Source organism: Streptomyces sp. NPDC090442 (genome assembly GCF_044769405.1).
Lineage (GTDB): Bacteria > Actinomycetota > Actinomycetes > Streptomycetales > Streptomycetaceae > Streptomyces.
This window is the reverse complement of the sequence record NZ_JBIVXW010000009.1, coordinates 106434-126090: the sequence shown is the minus strand read 5'-3', so window position 1 is coordinate 126090 and position 19657 is coordinate 106434. Positions and strand designations below refer to the sequence as shown.

Genomic DNA, 19657 nt, shown 5'->3' with positions numbered 1-19657 from the left:
CCGCACACCCGCTGACCGGCTACGATCCGCCAGACAGGCGAGGCGAGGAGACGGACGTTGGGTCGGCTCACCGGCGGGGACCCCTCCCTGCTGCGACGGATCAACTCCGCGGTGGTGCTGCACGCGCTGCGCGCCGCGGACTCCCCCACGCTCACCGATCTCGTCCAGGTGACCGGCCTGTCCCGGCCGACGGTCGAGGGCGTGATCGAGGGGCTCATCGAGACCGGACTGGTGGCCGAGGCGCCCGCCGAGGAGGGGGAGATCCGGCGGCAGGGCCGGCCGGCCCGCCGGTTCCGGTTCGTCACGGAGGCCGGGCACCTGTTGGGCATCGAGATCGGGGCACACCGGGTCGCGGTGGTCCTCGCCGACCTCAGTGGCCAGGTGGTGGACGCGGCGGAGCGCGACGTGGCGGAGTCCGCGCCGGCCGACGAGCGGCTGGAGCGGGTCCGGACGGTGGTCTCCGACCTGCTGCGCCGGACGGGCGTGGCCCGCAGTTCGCTGCGGGCGGTCGGCGCGGCCAGTCCGGGCATCGTGGAGGCGGACGGCACCGTGCGGCTGGGCACCGCGCTGCCCGGCTGGACCGGGCTGCCGCTCGGCGAGCGGCTGCGACGGTCGTTCCGCTGCCCGGTGCTGGTGGAGAACGACGCCAACGCGGCGGCGGTGGCGGAGCATTGGCAGGGCGCGGCCACCCGCTCCGACGACGTGGTGTTCGTCCTCGCGGGGCTGAGCCCGGGCGCCGGGGCGCTGATCGGCGGGCGGCTGCACCGCGGGTTCGGCGGCGCCGCCGGGGAGATCGGCGCGCTGCATCTGCTGGGCCGGGAGGCGAAGCCCGAGGCGCTGCTGTCGACCACCGGGGAGCCGCTGCAGCCGCTGGACGAGGCGCAGGTGGCGACGGTGTTCGCGGCGGCCCGGGACGGGGACGCGCATGCGCGGGAGGCCGTGGACCGCTTCCTGCGGCGGCTGGTGCACGACGTGGCCGCGCTGGTGCTGGCGCTGGACCCGGAGTTGGTGGTGGTCGGCGGCTGGGCGTCCGGTCTGGCGGGCGTACTGACGCCGCTGCGGCGGGAGTTGGCGCGGTACTGCCTGCGCCCGCCGGAGGTCGTGCTGTCGCGGCTGGGGCAGGCCGCGATCGCCACCGGAGCGCTGCGGTTGGCGCTGGACCACGTGGAGGGCGAACTCTTCGCCGTGGAGGGCACGGTGACCGCGCGGCGATGAACGGCACGCCCACGGGACGGTGGACGGCGGCGGGCCCGCACCGGGGCGTCCGGTGCGGGCCCGTCCGACGTGCCGCGGCCGACCGGCAGGTCAGCTCGCGAGCAGCGGTTCCGTCTCGCGCTCCCCGAAGGTGAGCCGGCAGGTGTCGGCGCGGTAGGTGGAGACCGCCACGGCGACGGCCCGGCCACGGGAGACGTAGCGGGTGGTGACGACCAGGACGGGCGCGCCGGGCAGGCGGTCCAGTTGCCTGGCGTCCTCGGCGCGGGCCGAGCCCAGTTCGACGGTGCGGTCCTGGCCGTCCAGGTCGAGCTCCTGGAGGGCGCCCAGCACGGCGTGGGCACGGGCGACGGAGTCGAGGGGCGGGGCGTCGGCGCCGGCCGGTGCCGCGTCGGCCCGGACGTACAACAGCTCGGCGGCGACCGGCTGTTGGGCCGAGACCCGGCTGCGGCGCACGAGGTGGACCGCCTCGCCGGGGGCGGTCTCCAACAGGCGGGCCACCGCGGTGGGCAGCTCGTCGGTCTCGATCGCGTCGACCGGCTGCCAGTCGTCGCCGGCGGCGCCCGGCCAGGTGTGGCGGGCGGGCTCGACGGCGACGCCGACCCGGGGCGGCGCGACGGTGGTGCCGACGCCGCGGCGGCGCTGGAGCCGGCCCTCCAACTCCAGTTGTTCGAGCGCCTGCCGGAGCGTGGCCCGGGCGACGCCGAAGCGCGCCGCCAGGTCCCGCTCGTTGGGCAGGATCTCCCCGACCGCGAACTCCTTGTCCAGCGCGTCGCTGAGCACGGTCTTGAGATGCCAGTACTTGGGCTCCGGAGCCGTTTCGAGCTGCGTGATCCCCACCCCCCGAGGCCGCGGGCCCGCCGCGCGGACCCCATGCTGATGCGTAACGAGATGACGTGACAGACGTGACAACCGACCCGCGGACGGGCCCGGTGGCACCTGGCCCCGAAAGAGCCGGTGACACACGATCCCCAACGGGTTCGTGGCACCTGGCCTCCGACGGGACCGAGTAATGCGCACTTCTTTATTAAAGGTTGTTGCAGTATCTCGACGATATGACCACCCCCACCCTTGGTCAAGACCAATCCCCCATCCGTTTCCGGCCGCTCACCGCGTCATCACCGGGCCACCAGCACCGTTCGGCACCGCCCACGGGGCAACCGGCCACCCGCCGGGCCCGGGGCGCTCGTTAGGCTCGCGGGCATGCTCGCCCTGCTGCACACCTCGCCGGTCCACGTCCCCGTCTTCGATGCGCTGCGCGACGCGGACGCGCCCGGGCTGCCGCTGCGGCACCTGGTCCGGCCGGAACTCCTGGCGGGCGCGCGGGAGTCGGGGCCCGAAGGGGTCGCGGGGGAGGTCGCCGAGGCGCTCGGCGAGGCGGCCCGCGCCGGGGCCCGGGCGGCGCTGTGCACCTGCTCGACCCTCGGGTCGGTGGCCGAGGCGGCCGGGCCGACGGCGGGCCTGCCGGTGCTGCGGGTGGACCGGCCGATGGCCGCGGCGGCCGTCGCGCACGGCCCCAGGATCGCGGTGCTCGCCGCCCTGGAAAGCACCCTGGCGCCCACCGAGGAGCTGATCGCCGAGGAGGCCCGCCGGGCCGGGCGGTCGGCGCGGGTGCGCCACGTGCTCGTCGCGGGCGCCTGGGAGCGGTTCGAGGCCGGCGACCGGGCGGGCTACCTGGCGGCGGTCGCCGACGCGGCGCGGCGCGAGCGGGACGGCGGCCGGGCCGATGTCCTGGTCCTGGCGCAGGCGTCCATGGCATCCGCGGCGGAACGACTCGCGGCCGGCGGGCCGGGCGGGAACGGGGTGCCGGTGCTGGCGAGCCCGCGCAGCGGCCTGCGGGCCGCGGCCCGGCTAGCGGGCGAGTGAGACCAGCTTGTCCGGGTTGCGCAGGATGTAGACGGTCTCGACCCGGCCGTCCCGGATGCCGAGTTGGACGACCGAGTCCGGGGTTCCGTCGACGCGGGCGAGCAGCGCGATCCCGCCGTTGAGTTCGAGGAAGTCGAGCTCCAGGCCCGCCGGGAGCATGGCGATGACGCCGATGAGGAACCGGGCGACCCTGTCGGCGGACTCGATGATCCGCAGCGAGGACCTGGCCTTGCCGCCACCGTCCCCGACCAGCCGGGCGTCCGCCGCGAGCATGGTCAGCAGCCCCTCCAGGTCGCCGCCGGCGGCGGCCGACAGGAACCGCTCGGTCAACTCCCGTTGCCGGTCCGGGTCGACGTCGAACCGCGGCCTGCCCTCCTCCACGTGGCGCCGGGCCCGGCCCGCCAGTTGGCGCACCGCGGCCTCGCTGCGCTCCAGGACGACGGCGATCTCCGCGTACGGGTAGCCGAACGCCTCGCGCAGCACGAACACCGCGCGCTCCAACGGGGAGAGCGCCTCCAACACGACGAGGACGGCGAGGGTGACGGTCTCGGCGAACACCGCCCGCTCGGCCCCGTCGGGAAGGGGTCGTCCGGGGGCCAGCACGTCGGTGGCGAGGGGTTCGGGAAGCCAGGGCCCCACATAGGACTCGCGGCGCGACCGGAGTTGGCGGAGCCGGTCGATGGCCAACCGGGTGGTGGTCCGGACCAGATAGGCGCGCGGTTCGCGCACCTCCGCCCGGTCCGCGGCGAACCAGCGCAGCCAGGCGTCCTGGACCACGTCCTCGGCGTCGGCCACCCGGCCGAGCATCCGGTAGGCCACCCCCTGGAGCAGCGGGCGGTGGGCCTCGAAGACCGTGGTGGCGTCGTCGGCGGGATCGGGCAGCACCGTTCCATCCCAGCGGGCGGGCACCGCGTTGTCCAGCCGGGAGGCCAGGTCACCTGCCGCTGCGGGGTGTTGCCTTCGTCTCGTCGGGGTCTTCGGGGCGGGTCCTCGCGACGAGGCGCCGTCCCGTGGGGCGGCGCCTCGTCAAGTGGGGTGCGGGCGGCCGGGGTTCAGGACGCGCCCAGGGCCCGCGCGTTGTCCCAGTCGCGGGTGCACAGGACCAGGCGGTAGCCGTCGGGGTCCTCAAGGGTGACGCCCCAGGTGTCCCAGTAGGGGTTGTGGGCCGGTACCCGGGTGCCGCCGCAGCGTTCCAACCGGGCGACGAGGTCGTCGGGGACCGGGCCGTCCAGGTAGAGGACGAGGAGGTCGTCCGGTGTCGGGGTGGGGCGGAGCGCGCCCGTGGGGTCGAGGGTCAGCTCCAGGTGCCACGTGGCGTCCGGCAGGCCCAACATGAGGAGGGAGTGCTCGCCCTCCTGGGCGGTGTGGCGGTGGAGTTCGCGCAGGCCCAACCCGTCGCGCCAGAAGCGGCCGGCGGCGGTCAGGTCGCGGGTCGGACGGGCGAGCCGGAGGTGTGCGGAACCGAGGGCGGGCATGGCGGTCGCCTTCCATGGGGCCGGCCGGGCGGCGGCGTGTCACCGGAGCGTAGACATCCGGGGCGATTCCTGGCGATCGGTCGGTGGTCCTGCGACTCTGGTCCCGGTTCCCGCCCCACGTGGGCGTAGTTCACCGGGAGTTCGCCCGCGCGGCACCGGGCGGCGATACGAACGGGGGCGTAACGAACGGGATCGCGGCAGCACGGAGGTAGCAGATGGCGCAGGGTGCCGGCAGAGGCTTCGGACGGCGGTCGCTCCTCCACGGGGCGGCGGCGGGCTCCGCGGGACTGGTGCTGCCCGCGGTGACCGGTGCCGTCCCGGCGGGCGCCGCGCCGGCCCTGGTGCGCCGCGGGCGGCCGCGCGCCTCCTGGGGCGTGCAGGCCGGTGACGTGACCGCGTCCTCCGGCCTGGTGTGGGCGCGGTCCGACCGGCCGGCCCGGATGGTGGTGCAGACCGCGGCCACCGAGGCGTTCCGCAACGCCCGTACCTGGCACGGGCCGTTGCTCGGTCCCGGCACGGACTTCACCGGGGTGACCGCGCTGCACGGGCTGCCGGCCGGCGAGCAGGTCCACTACCGGGTGCTGCTGGCCGACCCGGACCACCCCGGGCACGCCGGGGAGCCGGTGACGGGCACGTTCCGCACGGCGCCGGACCGGCGCGGCGGGCGGCCCGCGGGCGTCCGGTTCCTGTGGTCCGGCGACCTGGCCGGGCAGGGCTGGGGCATCAACCCCGAACGGGGCGGCTACCGGGTCTACGAGGACATGCGGCGGCTGGATCCGGACTTCTTCCTGTGCAGCGGCGACAACATCTACGCCGACAACCCGATCCCGGAGCGGGTGACCCTGCCGGACGGCCGGATCTGGCGGAACGTGACGACCGAGGAGAAGTCCAAGGTCGCCGAGACGCTGGCGGAGTTCCGGGGCGCGTTCCGCTACAACCTGCTGGACGCGAACCTGCGGCGGTTCAACGCCCAGGTGCCGACGATCACGCAGTGGGACGACCACGAGGTGCACAACAACTGGTATCCGGGCCAGGTGTTGGACGACGACCGGTACCGCGTCAAGGACGTGGACGTGCTCTCCCGGCGCGCGCTGCGCGCCTTCAGCGAGTACTTCCCGCTCCGCACGCTCCGCCCCGACGCGCACGGACGGGTGTACCGGGTGCTGCGGCACGGCCCGCTGTTGGACGTCTTCGTGCTGGACATGCGCCGCTACCGCAACGCCAACTCCCCCGACCGGCAGACCGACGACCCGCAAGGCATCCTGGGCGCCGAGCAGTTGCGCTGGCTCAAGCGGGAGCTGTCGCACTCGCGGGCGGTGTGGAAGGTGATCGCCGCGGACATGCCGCTGGGGCTCGTCGTCACGGACGGCCCGACGGACTTCGAGGCGGTGGCGCAGGGCGATCCGGGCGCGCCGCTGGGGCGGGAGCTGCAGATCGCCGAGTTGCTGCGGCACATCAAGCACCGGCGGATCACCGGCACCCTCTGGCTAACCGCCGACGTCCACTACACCTCGGCGCAGCACTACGCGCCCGAGCGGGCCGCGTTCACGGACTTCGAGCCGTTCTGGGAGTTCGTGTCGGGGCCGCTGCACGCGGGCGGTTTCCCGGCCGTGAAACTGGACGGAACGTTCGGGCCGGAGCAGCCGTTCGTCAAGGCACCGGACCGTGCGAACGTCTCCCCGGCGGAGAGTCCGCAGTTCTTCGGCGAGGTGGAGATCGACGGGGGGAGCGGGGAGTTGACGGTGCGGCTGCGTCAGGAGGGCGGGGGGATCTTGTTCACCAAGACGCTGCAACCAGGACGGGTGGGGCAGTAGAGACCAATGCGTCGATTGTGTCTTTTACCCGCTCGACACAAGGTGTTGGCGACCAGGCAACACCGTTCCGCGAGGCTGTCCGCATGACTGACGCGACTTCCGCCCGTTCCGCCCGGCGCCACCACCGGCGTCGGGACGTCGTCGAACTGGCCGCCCTGTTCACGGCCGTGGCGGTGGCCGACGCCGCCGCCCACACCGTCGCCCACGGCCCCTCCGGTCCGGCGCTGCTGTGCGCCGGCGCGGTCGCGCTGTTGGCCACGACCGGCTTCCACATCTGGTGGGCACGCCGGCACGAACACGCCCCACCGCCGACGGATACCGGGGATGCGCCCGCCGCCGACGGGCCGACCGCCGCGGGGGCCGCGGCGCCGGCGCCCGAGGGCGACGCCCGGGAGGCGGCGCTGTGGCGGATGCGCACCACCGTCCGGGACGAGCCGGGCAGCCTGGCCGCCCTGTGCACGGCGCTGGCCGCCCACCGGGTGGACATCCTCAGCCTCCAGGCCCACCCGCTGTCCTCGGGGACGGTCGACGAGTTCCTGCTGCGCGCGCCCGCGGAGGTGGTGCCGCGACAGCTGACGGCCGCGGTGGCCGACGCGGGCGGCGCGGAGACCTGGTTGGAGCGGGCCGACGCGCACGACCTGGTCGACGCGCCGACCCGGATGCTCGGCCTGGCCACCCGCACCGCCCTGGATTCCGCCGAACTCCCGCTGGCTCTAAGGCAGTTGCTGGGCCGCTGCACCCTCCACTCGGTGCCGGCCCGGTCGCTGACCGGTCAGCCGCTCGCCGAAGCCGTGCCCGCCGAGGGCGTGTTGGAGGAGCACACCATGACGTTCCGCGATCCCTCCGGGGGCTCGCTCACCATCGAGAGGCCGCAGTTGCCGTTCACCCCCACCGAGTTCGCCCGGGTGCGCGCGCTGGTCGAGCTGGACTCCCGGCTCGGCCAGCGGGTACCGCCGCGCCGCGAGGTGCTCACGCTGCCCGAGGGCAACGAGCTCACGGTCCGCCGCGCCGGCCCCGGCGACCTGGCCGCCGCCCGCGCGATGCACCTGCGCTGCTCGGAGGGGACGTTGGCGCGGCGCTACCACGGTCCGGTCGGGGACGCCGACCGCTATCTCGACCACCTGCTCAGCCCGCGGTTCGGCCGCACGCTGGCCGCGGAGACCGCCTCCGGGCGGCTGGTCGCGCTGGGCCACCTGCTGTGGGACGGCGACGAGACCGAGGTGGCCCTGCTGGTCGAGGACGCCTGGCAGCAGCGTGGCATCGGCGCGGAACTGCTGCGCCGGCTGGTCGAGATGGCCGCCGAGACCGGCAGCCAGAGCGTCTACGCGATCACCCAGGCGTCCAACACCGGCATGGTGACGGCGATGCGCGGCCTGGGGCTGCCGCTGGACTACCAGATAGAGGAGGGCACGCTGGTCATCACCGCGCGCCCGACGGGCGTCCCGGCCCACCGGGAGCCCCGGGAGTCACGGGAGGCGATCCGGGTCCGGGACGGGTCCCGCCGGGGCTGAGGGGACGCGTCAGCAACGTAAGCGCGCATGATGGTGACGCGGCGGGCTGATCCATACGAGGATGGCCCGCATGTCCAACACCACTACCCCCACGGGCGGTCCGCTGCCCCGCCAGGTCGCCGACGCCTACGTCGACGCGCTCGTCGAACTGGACCCGATCACCGGCACGTTCCTCGGCATCCCGGAGAGTTTCGGCAGGCTCCCCGACTTCTCCCCCGCGGGCCAGGAAGCGGTGGCCCGGCTCGCCCGCACGACGCTGGACGAGTTGGCGGCGGCCGAGGCCCGGCCGGGCGCGGACAGCGCCGCCGAGAAGGTCTGCGCGCGGCTGCTGCGCGAACGGCTCTCCGCGGAGCTCGCGGTCCACGACGCCGGCGAGGGGCTGCGGACGGTCAGCAACATCAGCTCGCCGCTGCACCACGTACGCGAGGCCCTCAACCTCACGCCCACCGAGACCGAGGCGGACTGGGCGGCGATCGCCCGGCGGCTGCGCGCCGTACCCGACGCGCTGACCGGCTACCGCGCCGCCCTCCTGGCCGGCCTGGACAAGGGCCTGCCCGGCGGCCCGCTCCAGGTCACCACCGTCATCGGGCAGCTCGCCGAGTGGATCGGCACCGAGCGAAGCTGGTTCGCGGACTTCACCGCCCCCGGCCCCGAGGCGCTGCGCGCCGAACTGGACGCGGCCGCGCAGGTGGCCACCGGTGCGCTGGTGGAGCTGCGCGACTGGTTCCGGGACGTCTACGGCCCGGCGGTCGAGGGCGCGCCGGACGTGGTGGGCCGCGAGCGGTACGCCCGGCTCGCGCGCTACTACAACGGCGCCGACATCGACCCGGAAGAGGCGTACGCGTACGGCTGGTCCGAGTTCCACCGGCTGCTGGCCGAGATGACGGCCGAGGCCGAGAAGGTGTTGCCCGGTGCCAAGACGCCGTGGGAGGCGCTGGCCTGGTGCGACGAGCACGGCGAGGCGGTCGAGGGCGTCGAGGAGACCCGGCGGTGGCTGCAGTCGCTGATGGACGAGGCCATCGACGCGCTGGACGGCAGCCACTTCGACCTCGCCGAGCCGGTCCGCCGGGTCGAGTCGAAGATCGCCCCGCCCGGTGGTGCCGCCGCCCCGTACTACACCCAGCCGTCGCTGGACTTCTCCCGGCCCGGTCGCACCTGGCTGCCCACCATGGGCCAGACCCGCTTCCCGGCCTACGACCTGGTCTCCACCTGGTACCACGAGGGCGTGCCCGGCCATCACCTCCAGCTCGCGCAGTGGGTGTACGTCGCCGACCGGCTCTCGCGCTACCAGACGACGGTCGGCCTGGTCAGCGCCAACGCCGAGGGCTGGGCGCTGTACGCCGAGCGCCTCATGGACGAACTGGGCTTCCTGACGGTCCCGGAGCGGCGCCTGGGTTACCTGGACGCCCAGATGATGCGGGCGATCCGGGTCATCATCGACATCGGCATGCACCTGGAGCTGGAGATCCCGGCCGACTCCCCCTTCCACCCGGGCGAGCGCTGGACGCCGGAGCTGGCCCACGCGTTCATGGCCGGGCACAGCAGCCGGCCGGCCGACTTCGTCGAGAGCGAGATCATCCGCTACCAGGGCATGGCCGGCCAGGCGATCGGCTACAAGCTGGGCGAGCGGGTCTGGCTCCAGGGCCGGGAGGCCGCCCGGGCCCGGCACGGCGCGGACTTCGACCTCAAGGCGTGGCACATGGCTGCGCTGTCGCAGGGCTCGCTCGGTCTGGACGACCTGCTGACCGAGCTCTCGGCGCTCTGACGACGGGCCGCGCGCCGTGGCCGGCCGCCCGCCTTCGGGGGTGTGGTCGGCCGCGGCCGTCAGGGACGCCCCAAGACCCTTGCCCGGCTGGCGAATTCCCTGCTAGACAGCGGGGATGACCGGATACTCCCCTGATGCCGTCGACCGGCGCATCCTCGACGTCCTCCAGCACGACGGGCGGGTGGGCCGCGCCGAGTTGGCCCGGGCGGTGAACGTGTCGCCGAGCACGGTCGCCACGCGGGTGCGACGCCTGGAGGAGTCCGGGGTGATCTCCGGGTACGCGGCGGTGATCGAGCCGGAACGGGTCGGGCTGCCGGTGCTGGCCTTCGTCCGGCTGCGCCACTCCGGCGGCGACGGCAAGCCCTTCCGGGACCTGCTGGCGGCCACCCCGGAGATCCTGGAGGCCCACCACGTCACGGGCGAGAACTGCCTCTTCCTCAAGGTCGCCGCGCGCTCCATGAAGCACCTGGAGGAGGTCTCGGGCCGCATCGGCGCCCTGGGCGAGGTGGCCACGAGCGTGGTGTACTCCTCGCCGCTCCCCCGCCGCCCGGTCAGCACCTGACCCTCGAACGGGACTTCCGCGCCGGGCCGTTGGCCGTCAGCCGGCCACCGGTCCCCGGTGCCGCACCCGGGAACCCGTGCGGTCCTTGACGACCTCCAGTTGGGCGGGGATGCGGGTCTTGAGGTCGGCGACGTGGCTGACGATGCCCACGCTGCGGTCGCGTTCGCGGAGGCCGTCCAGGACGTCCAGGACCTCGTCGAGGGTCTGCTCGTCGAGGCTGCCGAAGCCCTCGTCGATGAACAACGTGTCGAGGCGGGTGCCGCCGGCCTCGTCGGTGACGACGTCGGCGAGGCCGAGGGCCAGGGCGAGGGAGGCGAAGAAGGTCTCGCCGCCGGAGAGGCTGGCGGTGTCGCGTTCACGGCCGGTCCAGGCGTCGACGACGTGCAGGCCGAGGCCGGAGCGGCGGGCGCCGCCGGCGCGTTCGTCGGAGTGGACGAGGGTGTAGCGGCCGGCGGACATCCGGTGCAGGCGGGCGGTGGCGGCGGCCGCGACCTGTTCCAGGCGGGCGGCCAGGACGTAGGACTCCAGTCGCATCCGGCGGGCGTTCTCGGCGGAGGTGCCGGCGGTGAGCGTGGCGAGCCGGGCGATGCGCTCGTACGCGGCGCGCAGCGGGGCGAGTTGACGGGCGTCGGTCGTGGCCTCGGCGGAGAGCCGGTCGAGGGCGGCGCAGCGCTCGTCGGCGGCGGCGAGGGTCGCGGTGGTGGTGCGGAGCCGGGCGGTGGCGGCCTGGTGGGCGGCGCGGGCGGTGTCCGGGTCGGCGGGCGGGAGGGCCGCGGCGGCACGGAGTTCGGGGCGGTCGAGTTCGGCGGCCACGGCGGCGGACTCGGCCTGCCCGTCGTCGTACTGCCGTTGCAGCGCCCGGTGTTCGGCCTCGGGGAGTGTTGCCTCGGCGGCGTCCTGGGGGGTGGCGAAGCCGGCGCGGTGGGCGGCGTCGGAGAGTTGGGCCTCGGCGGCCTTGAGGCGTTCGGCGCAGGCCGCCGCGGTGCGGGACGCCTCGGCGGCGGCGGCGAGCAGCGCCGCCTGGCGTTCGAGCCGGTCGGCCCGGTCGGCGACGCTGGCACAGTCACCCCGGGCCTCGCTCAACTCCTGCTCCAGCGAGGCCCGTTCACGATCCAGGGCCTCGCGGTGGGAGGTGCGGGCGGCGGCCCGGCGCTCGGCGTGCCGCTGGTCGTCGTGGCGGCGCTCGTGCTCCCGCTCGGCGCGGGCCAGCGCCTCGCGGGCGGCGTGCAGCGCGGCGCCGGCGGCGTGGGTGCGGTCCGCCTCCTGCGTCAACTCCTCGACATGGGCGGCGAGTTCTGCGGTCTGGGTGTCGCCGGCCGCGGCGCCGGCGGCGGCCAGCGCCTCCTTGACCCCCTGGTGGTGGTCCTCCGCGCGCCGGCGGTCGTCCTCGGCGCGGCGGTGGTCGGCCTGGGCGGCGTCCTCGGCCGCCCGGTCGACGTGGCCGGCGCCGGGGCGGGCGGGCTCCGGGTGCGCGGTGGAGCCGCACACCGCGCACGCCTGACCGTCCGTCAGGTCGGCGGCGAGTTCGGCGGCGATGCCGCGCAGCCGCCGGTCCTTGAGGTCCAGCCAGTGCTCGTGGGCGGCCGCCGCGCGCTCCCGGGCGACGAGCAACTGCTTCTCGGCGGCGGCGAGTTCGCCGGTCAGGTGGTCGCGACGGCGGGCGGCGGCGAGCCGTTCGGCGGCCGGTGCGAGCTGCCCGGCGAGCTGTTCGGCGCGCCGGACGGCCTCCTGGGCTTCGTCGATGCGGCGCTGGTGGGTGTCGCGCGCGGCGTCCCAGCCGGTCAGCCACTCCGCGGCGTCCAGCAGCGTCTGCTCGTCGGCGTGCGCCTCGCGGTCCACGTCGGCGCGCTCGCGGGCGAGTTCGGCGGCGCGCCGTTCGGCCCGGCGGGCCGCGGCGAGGGAGCCGAGGGTCGCCCGTGCCCGGCGTTCCCGCTCGGCGAGGTGGTCGCCCTCGGCGTCGGTCAGGGCGGGCGGCAGCGGGGCGCGGTGGCGCCGTTCGGCGTCCTGGGCGGCGGCCAGTTCCCGCCGGGCGGCGTCCCGGAGGGCGAGGGCGGGGGTCACCTCGGCGGCGGTGCGGGCCCGCTCCAACCGCGCCTGGATCCGGGCGCGTTCGTCGGCGCGGGCGGCGAGCTGCTCGGCGCGCCGTCGGGCGTCGGCGTGGCGGCGCTGGAGGCCGTCGCGCTCGCGGGCCTCCTCCCAGCGGTCGGCCGCGGCGCGCTCGGCGGTCTCGGCGGCGGCCACCGCGGAACGGGCCAGCTCCAGGCGTTCGCGGGCGCCGACCCGGGCGACCGCGGCGCGGGCCAACACCGCGTCGGCGAAGCCGGGTTCGCCGGGTCCGAGTGCGGCGGTGTCTCCGTCGGCGGGGGCGGTCGGCGCCGGGCTCCGGGGGGTGCGTCCGCCGCGCCCGGCCTGGGCCGGTACGGCGGCGCGGGCGACCGGCGCCGGCACGGACGGGTCGTCGAGGTCGGGGGTGTCGCCGGCGGCCTGGGCGATCCGGTGGGCGAGCGCGAGCAGGCGCTCGTCACCGGCCGCGACGCGGTCGGCGGCGGCCTTGCGGCGGGCGGTGAGCTGGTCCTCCAGCGCGGCGAACCGCCCGGTGTCGAAGAGCCGGCCCAGCAGCTTCGCCCGGGCCTCCGCGTCCGCCCGCAGGAAGCGCGCGAAGTCGCCCTGCGGCAACAGCACCACCTGGCAGAACTGCTCCTTGCTCATGCCGAGGAGCTGCCCGATCTCCTCGCCGATCTCCTGGTGGGAGCGGCTGAGCGCGCGCCAGGCGCCGGCGGTCGGGTCGCCGTCCGGGGCGGGGGTGAACTCCCGCAGCCGACTGGCCGCCTTCTCCTTGGTGGTGCCGGCGCCGCGCTTCTTCGGGCGGGGCTGCTCGGGCAGCCGGGTGATCTCCAACCGCCGTCCGGCGACGGTCAGTTCGAGCACGACCTCGGTGGGGGTGGCCGGGTCGGCAAGGTCGCTGCGGAGCGCCTGGCCGCTCTGCCGGGCGCCGGGCACCGAGCCGTAGAGGGCGAAGCAGACCGCGTCCAGGACCGAGGTCTTGCCCGCGCCGGTCGGCCCGTGCAACAGGAACAGGCCGTCGCGGGCGAGCCGGTCGAAGTCGACGGTGTGACTGCCGGCGAACGGGCCGAAGGCGGTCAGGGTCAGTCGGTGCAGCCTCATCGCGCCACCTCCGCGGCCACGTCGGCGGTCCGCACCTCGTCGATGGCCGAGCGCAGTTCGGCCCGTTCGTCGCCGTCGGCGCCGCGGCCGGCGCGGACGTGGGCGACGAAGTCCTCGGCGATCTCCTGGTCGCTGCGGCCGCGCAGCCGCTGGGCGTACGAGGCGGAGGCGCGTTCCGGGGACTCGTCGGGGTCGAAGACCAGGCTGAGGGTGTGCGGGAAGCGCTTGGCGAGCCGGGCCATCGGCTCGGCCGGGCGGGCGCTGTCGGTGAGGGTGGCCTCGACCCAGGAGTCCTCGTGGCGGGTCAACTCAGGGTCGTCCAGGAGTTGTTGGAGGTGACCGCGGAGCCGGGCGAGCGGGCGGGGCACCGGGCAGTCCACCCGCTCGGCGTGCACGGTGCCGTCCGCGTCGAGGTCGATCAGCCAGGAGGACTTGCGGTGGGTGGCCTCGGAGAAGGAGTAGGCGAGCGGCGATCCGGAGTAGCGGATCCGCTCGGTGAGGGTCTGGCAGCCGTGCAGATGACCGAGGGCCGCGTAGTCGACGCCCTCGAAGACCGCGGCGGGGACGGAGGCGACCCCGCCGACGGTGATGTCCCGCTCACTGTCGCTGACGGTGCCGCCGGTGACGAAGGCGTGCGCCAGCACCACGGAACGGGTGCCGGCCGGCCGGTCGGCGAGGTCGGCCCGGACCCGGTCCATGGCCGCGCCGAGCACCGCGGCGTGGTCGGCGCGCGGGGCACCGAGGCAGTCGCGCACCATGGCCGGTTCGAGGTACGGCAGTCCGTAGCAGGCGACCGGGCCGTGCGCGTCCTGAAGGAGGACGGGCGTGCCGCACTCCTCCGGGTCGGTGTGCAGATGGATGCCGGCCCGCCGCATCAGTCCGGAGCCGACGCCGAGCCGGCGGGCGGAGTCGTGGTTCCCGGAGATCATGACGGTGGGGACGCCGAGCGCGGCCAGTCGGTGCAGGGCCTCGTCGAAGAGCTCCACGGCGGCCAGCGGCGGCACCGCGCGGTCGTAGACGTCGCCGGCGACGAGCACCGCCTCGACGTCCCGGGTGCGTACGGTCTCGACGAGGTGGTCGAGGAACGCGCGCTGGGCGACGAGCAGGTTCACGCGGTGGAAGGACCGGCCCAGATGCCAGTCGGAGGTGTGCAGAAGCCTCACGACACCGCTCCGACCTGCATCTTCTCCCCTTCTCCCGGCACCGATCCGCCGGGCGCCGACCCCGGATCGCGCCGGCGTGGGCCCGCGCGAGCGCACGGCCGACCTTAGCGGCTGCCGCGTCGCCGGCCCGCATCGCCCTCGGATCCGGCGGGTGCGGGGCCACCGGCCCACCGTCTCGTGCGGGGCGGCCGGTCGGCCCGGCGCACTCGACCTCGCGCCCGTCGGCCGGAGCGGCCGGCGGCTTCCTGGCGTGGGGCCGCGGGCGGTCCGACCCGGCGGGCAGCGGCCCGTGACCCGGAACCCGTGCGAAAGTTCCGGCGGGGATGTCAAGACGCCGTCGGCGGCTCCGACCGAGGGGCAGCAGGGCCCGACCGGGGCCCGCGCGGCACGAGGAGGCAGCAGATGCAGTTCCTGATCAGCATGCACATCAACCCGGCGGTGCTGGACGCGCTGACCGACGAGGAGAAGGCGGCGATCGGCGCGGGCCACGGCGCGTTCATCGAGGAGCTGAAGGCGTCCGGCGAGCTGATCACCACCCAGGCCCTGGTCGATCCGTCGCAGGCCGCGGTGGTGTCGGTGCGCAACGGCCAACCGGTGGTGACCGACGGGCCGTTCCTGGAGTCCAAGGAGTACCTGGGCGGCTTCTACCTGCTCGACTGCGAGGACAGGGCGCGGGCGATCGAGCTGGCGGCGCGCATCCCGGACGCCGCGGTCGAGGGGCTCGGCGTCGAGGTGCGCCAAGTGATGTTCGCCGACGGGCAGTTGGAGGCATGACAGTCGAGTCCCTGGAGGACCTGCTGCGTGGGCTCACGCCGCAGGTCCTCGGCGCGTTGGTCCGCCGGTACGGCCGGTTCGAGGGGTGCGAGGACGCCGTGCAGGAGGCCGTCCTCGCCGCCGCCGTGCAGTGGCCGGCCGAGGGCGTGCCGGGCAACCCGCGCGGCTGGCTGGTGACGGTGGCGTCACGGCGCCTCGTCGACCAGGTACGCAGCGACCACGCCCGCCGCGAGCGGGAGTTCGCGACGGCCGACGAGGTGGTGCCGCGGGAGGTACCGGACACCGACGACACCCTCGTGCTGCTGTTCCTGTGCTGCCATCCGTCGCTGACCGCGGCCTCCCAGACGGCCCTGACGCTGCGCGCGGTCGGCGGCCTGACCACCGCCGAGATCGCCCGGGCGTTCCTGGTGCCGGAGGCCACCATGGCGGCCAGGATCAGCCGGGCCAAGCAGCGCATCAGGGCCGCCGGCAGCGCGTTCGCGCTGCCGACGGGCGCGGCGCGAGAGGAGCGGCTGCGGGTCGTGCTGCACGTGCTCTACCTGGTCTTCAACGAGGGCTACACGGCCTCCTCCGGCCGCGCCCTGCACCGACCCGACCTCGCCCACGAGGCGATCCGGCTGACCAGGATGGTCCGCGCGCAGCTCCCGGAGGACGGCGAGGTGACCGGGCTGCTGGCGCTGATGCTGCTCACCCACGCCCGCCGGGCGGCCCGGACGACCCCGGCCGGCGACCTGGTGCCGCTGGACGAGCAGGACCGCACGCGGTGGGACCGGGCGCTGGTCGACGAGGGCACCGAACTGGTCAAGGGCGCGCTGGCCGGCCCGGCGCTGGGCCCGTACCGGCTCCAGGCCGCGATCGCCGCCACGCACGCCGCCGCGCCCACCGCCGAGGAGACCAACTGGCCCCAGGTGCACGCCCTTTACCTGATCCTGGAGCGGATCGCGCCCAACCCGATGGTCACCCTCAACCGCGCGATCGCGCTCGCCGAGACCGAGGGTCCGCGGGCCGGGCTGGCTCTGCTCGCCACGTTGGACGACGACCCGCGGATGGCCGGCCACCACCGGCTGCTGTCCGTACGGGCGCACCTGCTGGAGCAGTCCGGCGACCCGGCCGGGGCGCACGAGAACTACCGGCGCGCCGCGAAGACCACCGCCAGCCTCGCCGAGCAGCGCTACCTGGAATCCCGCGCCCGCCGGGTGCGCCCCTGACGCCCCCTACGGGCGGCGCCGGGCGGCACGTGACGCACCGGACGGCAACGGGCGCCCGACACCGCCCGGTTCAGCGGACCCCCGTCCACACCGTCCAGTGGTCGCTCTCCCGGATGGCGGCGCCGTTCGGCAGTCGCGCCTCGATGTGGTCGGCGAGCGCGGCGAGTTGCGCCTCGTCCAGCTCGTGCAGGATCGACCGGCCGGTGCGCGCCAGCAGATCGCTCCGCACCTCGGCCCGGTCCGCGTAGGTGCGGCGCACCTCGACCAGCGGACGGGCCCGCACCGCGTCGAATCCGGCGGCCCGCAGCGCCGCCGTCACCCCCTCCGACGACGGGCGCCGGGCCCGCTCGACCTCCAACAGCGCGGGGAACCCCTCGAAGAAGAAGCCGCGCAGATGCTCCGCCGAGCCCGGCCGGCTCACGTCCTCGATGGTGCGGTCCTGCACGATGAGCCGGCCGCCGGGCGCGAGGATCCGGTACGCCTCCGCGCAGCAGGCCCGCAGGTCGTCGAGGTGGTGGATCAGGGCCCGTGCGAAGACGATGTCGACGCCCGCGTCGGGCAGGCCGGTGGCCGCCGCGTCGCCCTGCCGGAAGGAGAGACCCGGGCGCGGGCCGCAGCGCTCGCGGGCGCCGGCGAGCATGGCCGACGAGAAGTCGACGCCGACGACCGAGGCGGCGCCCAGGTCGAGCCAGGCCGCGCTGTAGACCCCGCCGCCGCAGCCGATGTCGGCCACCCGCGCACCGCGCGGCTCGACGAGCGCGCGGACCGCGCGTCCCCAGTCGTCGCCGGCGGTGCGCCGGGTGTAGGTGAGGCGGTTGGCGGTGCTGTGGAAGTCGATGGGCATCGGGGTCTCCTTCGCCAAGCTTCTCGACCTCTCCCAACATCTCTCGAAATCAAGATACTTGCGTCGGCGACGCCCCGCGACACCCCCTCCTCGGCTCGTGATCGCCCGCGCCGTCAGCGCACCCGCACCGCCGACACCCGCACCCGCGCCGTCAGTCGACCCGCATCGCGAGCACCTGCCCCGGCCAACTGCCGGCCAGGAACGGGGCGGTGGGCGTGAACCCGTTGCGCTCGTAGTACGCGACCAGCTCGCCCCCGCCACCCGCCCAGCAGTCGACCCGCAGCAGCGCCACACCGGCCCGTCGGGCCTCCGCGACGGCGTGCGCCAGCAGCGCCGCCCCGACGCCCCGGCCGGCGTGCCGCCGGTCGGAGACCAACAGCCGGACGAACCGCTCGGCTTCGCCCGCCGGCGGGATCGGCACCTGCGGGTTGGGGCCGGTGTCCAGCACCAGGGCGCCGACGGGCACCCCGTCCCACTCCGCGATGTGCGGCTCGTTCTCGGCCAGGTACCGCTCCACCCGCGCCACCCCGCCGGGCTTGCGCGAATACGGGGTCGTGCCCCACTGCTCGGTGTTGCCGCGCGCGTTCATCCAGGCCACCGCGGCGTCGAGCATCCCCAAGACGGCCGGCGCGTCGGACAGTTCGCCGGGCCTGATCCTTATCCCTCGTGTGGTGTCGTCGTTCACGGCGGCAGCTTAGGCAGATTCCGCGGCGAGAGCCGCGCGCGCGTCGCCCCCGTCCCCTCACGCCTCGTCGGCGCCGTGGAGGTGGGTGCGTTCGCCGTTGTGGTCGAGGAGGGTGAGGATCTCCACCGGGCCTTCGTGGGCGCCGACGGAGTGCGGGGTCATGGTGGAGAACTCCGCGGCGTTGCCCTCCTGGATGAGCAGGACGCGCTCGCCCAGTTGGAGGCGGGCGGTGCCGGACAGCACCGTGAACCACTCCCGGCCGGGGTGCACCGCCAGGTGTTCCGGGCCGGTCGGCCGCTCGGGGGTGATCCGCATCTTCGCCACCGTCACCCCGTGCACCGAACGCTCGCGGGACAGCAGCCAACTGGTCATCCCCGGCGTGCGGCAGGGCTGCGGCCGGATCACCACGTCCTCGTCCTCGTCGGACTCCACGAGCTGGTCCAGCGTGGTGTCCAGGGCCCGGGCGATCGGGACCAGCTGGTCGAGGGCGATCCTGCGGCGCCCGGTCTCGATACGGCTGAGGTTGGACGGGCTGAGGTTGCACCGGGCGGCGAGCGCGTCCAGCGTCCAGCCGCGGGCCCGCCGCAGCCCGCGGATCCGCCGGCGGATCACGGCGTCCAGATCCAATTCTTGCTCCATAGGCAAGAGTGTATGCATTCCCCGCACGGCGCGCTTAGCGTGAAGGTATGACGCAGCACCGGAACGACCAGCATCCCCACCACCACAAGCAGCCCAAGAAGCACCAGAAGCACCACGATCATCAAGCCGACCGCCACGACCACGAGGCCGGTCTGGCGGACCGGCTGGACCTCGACGCGGAGGTGCTCGGCCCGCTCCTCGACGAGGTCACCGACTGGGTCCGCGGGCGGACGACGGCCACCCCGCGGGCGATCGTCGACGTGGGCGCCGGAACCGGCACCGGCACGGCGGCGCTGGCCCGTCGCTTCCCCGAGGCGCGGCTGGTGGCGGTCGACCGGTCGCCGGTCATGCTCGACCGCGTCGCGGCGACCGCGCGCGCCCAGGGGCTGGCGGAACGACTGCGCGTGATCCCGGCCGACCTGGACGTCGCCTGGCCCGAGATCGGCGCCGTCGACCTCGCGTGGTTGGCCTCGTCGCTGCACCACGCCCAGGACCCGGACCGGCTGCTCCGCGACCTCCACGGCGCGCTGCGCCCCGGCGGTCTGCTGGTGGTCGTCGAGATGGACGGCATGCCGCACTTCCTCCCCGACGACCTCGGCATCGGCCGCCCCGGCCTGGAGGCGCGCGGCAAGGAGGCCATGGCGCGGGCGCGCTGGAACGCGTACCCGAACTGGCGCCCCCATCTGGAGCGGGCCGGATTCGCGGAGGTGACGGAACGCACCTTCACCTTCGACCTCCATCCCGCGCCGCCCGCCGCCCACCGCTATGCGCACGGCGTGCTGAGCACCCTGCGCCACGGCCTCGCCGACCATCTGGCCGCCGACGACCTCGACACCCTCGACCGGCTGCTGGCGGCGGACGCCCCCGAGTCCGTGCTGCACCGCGACGACCTGATCGTCCGGGGCAGCCGGATCGCCTGGGCGGCCCGCCGCCCCTGAACCGCACGCCTGCGGGGAGTCGACGGGGCGGCCCGC

17 protein-coding genes are annotated in these 19657 nt (G+C 75.2%); 9 read left to right on the top strand and 8 right to left on the bottom strand.

Going from position 1 to position 19657, the window contains the following annotated elements:
- Positions 1-57: 57 nt before the first annotated feature.
- Complete coding sequence (locus ACIQU6_RS09495; protein WP_403481053.1) at positions 58-1215, top strand: ROK family transcriptional regulator; 1158 nt, start codon at positions 58-60, stop codon at positions 1213-1215.
- Positions 1216-1305: 90 nt separating this feature from the next.
- Here the strand turns inward: ACIQU6_RS09495 and ACIQU6_RS09490 are convergent, their stop codons facing one another.
- Positions 1306-2052: a GntR family transcriptional regulator gene (locus tag ACIQU6_RS09490; protein WP_403481052.1), complete on the bottom strand. Its 747-nt coding sequence runs from the start codon at positions 2050-2052 to the stop codon at positions 1306-1308.
- Positions 2053-2415: 363 nt separating this feature from the next.
- Here ACIQU6_RS09490 and ACIQU6_RS09485 point away from each other — a divergent pair, with 363 nt between their 5' ends.
- Positions 2416-3078: an aspartate/glutamate racemase family protein gene (locus ACIQU6_RS09485; protein WP_403481051.1), complete on the top strand. Its 663-nt coding sequence runs from the start codon at positions 2416-2418 to the stop codon at positions 3076-3078.
- Here ACIQU6_RS09485 and ACIQU6_RS09480 read toward each other — a convergent pair.
- Together ACIQU6_RS09480 and ACIQU6_RS09475 are read right to left on the bottom strand one after the other, a co-directional pair.
- Entirely contained in the window at positions 3064-3963 is a 900-nt protein-coding gene (locus ACIQU6_RS09480) for an RNA polymerase sigma-70 factor (RefSeq protein WP_403481050.1), read from the bottom strand. The two genes, ACIQU6_RS09485 and ACIQU6_RS09480, sit on opposite strands and share 15 nt — an antisense overlap.
- Positions 3964-4130: 167 nt before the next feature.
- Positions 4131-4553 carry a VOC family protein gene (locus tag ACIQU6_RS09475; protein WP_403481049.1) on the bottom strand — a complete coding sequence of 141 codons (423 nt, stop codon included), beginning with the start codon at positions 4551-4553 and terminating at the stop codon, positions 4131-4133.
- Between the two features lie 215 nt (positions 4554-4768).
- Here ACIQU6_RS09475 and ACIQU6_RS09470 point away from each other — a divergent pair, with 215 nt between their 5' ends.
- From ACIQU6_RS09470 to ACIQU6_RS09455, 4 genes are all read left to right on the top strand, one after another.
- Positions 4769-6367 carry an alkaline phosphatase D family protein gene (locus ACIQU6_RS09470; RefSeq protein ID WP_403481048.1) on the top strand — a complete coding sequence of 533 codons (1599 nt, stop codon included), beginning with the start codon at positions 4769-4771 and terminating at the stop codon, positions 6365-6367.
- Positions 6368-6450: 83 nt separating this feature from the next.
- Complete coding sequence (locus ACIQU6_RS09465; protein WP_403481047.1) at positions 6451-7878, top strand: GNAT family N-acetyltransferase; 1428 nt, start codon at positions 6451-6453, stop codon at positions 7876-7878.
- A gap of 70 nt (positions 7879-7948) precedes the next feature.
- Entirely contained in the window at positions 7949-9643 is a 1695-nt protein-coding gene (locus ACIQU6_RS09460) for a DUF885 domain-containing protein (protein WP_403481046.1), read from the top strand.
- Positions 9644-9758: 115 nt separating this feature from the next.
- Positions 9759-10205, top strand: coding sequence for an Lrp/AsnC family transcriptional regulator (locus ACIQU6_RS09455; protein WP_403481045.1), 447 nt, complete (start codon positions 9759-9761; stop codon positions 10203-10205).
- A gap of 36 nt (positions 10206-10241) precedes the next feature.
- Here ACIQU6_RS09455 and ACIQU6_RS09450 read toward each other — a convergent pair whose 3' ends face one another.
- Both ACIQU6_RS09450 and ACIQU6_RS09445 read right to left on the bottom strand, forming a co-directional pair.
- A complete protein-coding gene (locus ACIQU6_RS09450) occupies positions 10242-13370 on the bottom strand; it encodes an AAA family ATPase (protein WP_403481044.1) in 3129 nt (1042 codons plus the stop codon).
- Positions 13367-14533 (bottom strand): exonuclease SbcCD subunit D, encoded by a 1167-nt coding sequence (locus ACIQU6_RS09445; RefSeq protein WP_403481043.1) that lies wholly within the window; start codon positions 14531-14533, stop codon positions 13367-13369. Before ACIQU6_RS09445 ends, ACIQU6_RS09450 begins: the two co-directional genes overlap by 4 nt.
- A gap of 402 nt (positions 14534-14935) precedes the next feature.
- Between ACIQU6_RS09445 and ACIQU6_RS09440 the strand changes: the two genes are divergently transcribed.
- Both ACIQU6_RS09440 and ACIQU6_RS09435 read left to right on the top strand, forming a co-directional pair.
- Entirely contained in the window at positions 14936-15307 is a 372-nt protein-coding gene (locus ACIQU6_RS09440; protein WP_403481042.1) for a YciI family protein, read from the top strand.
- Positions 15304-16515, top strand: coding sequence for an RNA polymerase sigma factor (locus tag ACIQU6_RS09435; protein WP_403481041.1), 1212 nt, complete (start codon positions 15304-15306; stop codon positions 16513-16515). The genes ACIQU6_RS09440 and ACIQU6_RS09435 overlap by 4 nt, the downstream gene beginning before the upstream one ends.
- A gap of 70 nt (positions 16516-16585) precedes the next feature.
- On the opposite strand, the gene ACIQU6_RS09430 is transcribed toward ACIQU6_RS09435, so the two are convergent.
- The 3 genes from ACIQU6_RS09430 to ACIQU6_RS09420 form a co-directional block, all read right to left on the bottom strand.
- Positions 16586-17359, bottom strand: coding sequence for a class I SAM-dependent methyltransferase (locus ACIQU6_RS09430; RefSeq protein ID WP_403481040.1), 774 nt, complete (start codon positions 17357-17359; stop codon positions 16586-16588).
- Between the two features lie 151 nt (positions 17360-17510).
- Entirely contained in the window at positions 17511-18044 is a 534-nt protein-coding gene (locus ACIQU6_RS09425; protein WP_403481039.1) for a GNAT family N-acetyltransferase, read from the bottom strand.
- 57 nt (positions 18045-18101) lie between these two features.
- Positions 18102-18683, bottom strand: a complete 582-nt coding sequence (locus ACIQU6_RS09420; protein WP_403481038.1) for a helix-turn-helix domain-containing protein — start codon at positions 18681-18683, stop codon at positions 18102-18104.
- Positions 18684-18730: 47 nt separating this feature from the next.
- On the opposite strand from ACIQU6_RS09420, the gene ACIQU6_RS09415 reads away from it, so the two are divergent.
- Positions 18731-19621 (top strand): class I SAM-dependent methyltransferase, encoded by an 891-nt coding sequence (locus ACIQU6_RS09415; protein ID WP_403481037.1) that lies wholly within the window; start codon positions 18731-18733, stop codon positions 19619-19621.
- Positions 19622-19657: the final 36 nt, after the last annotated feature.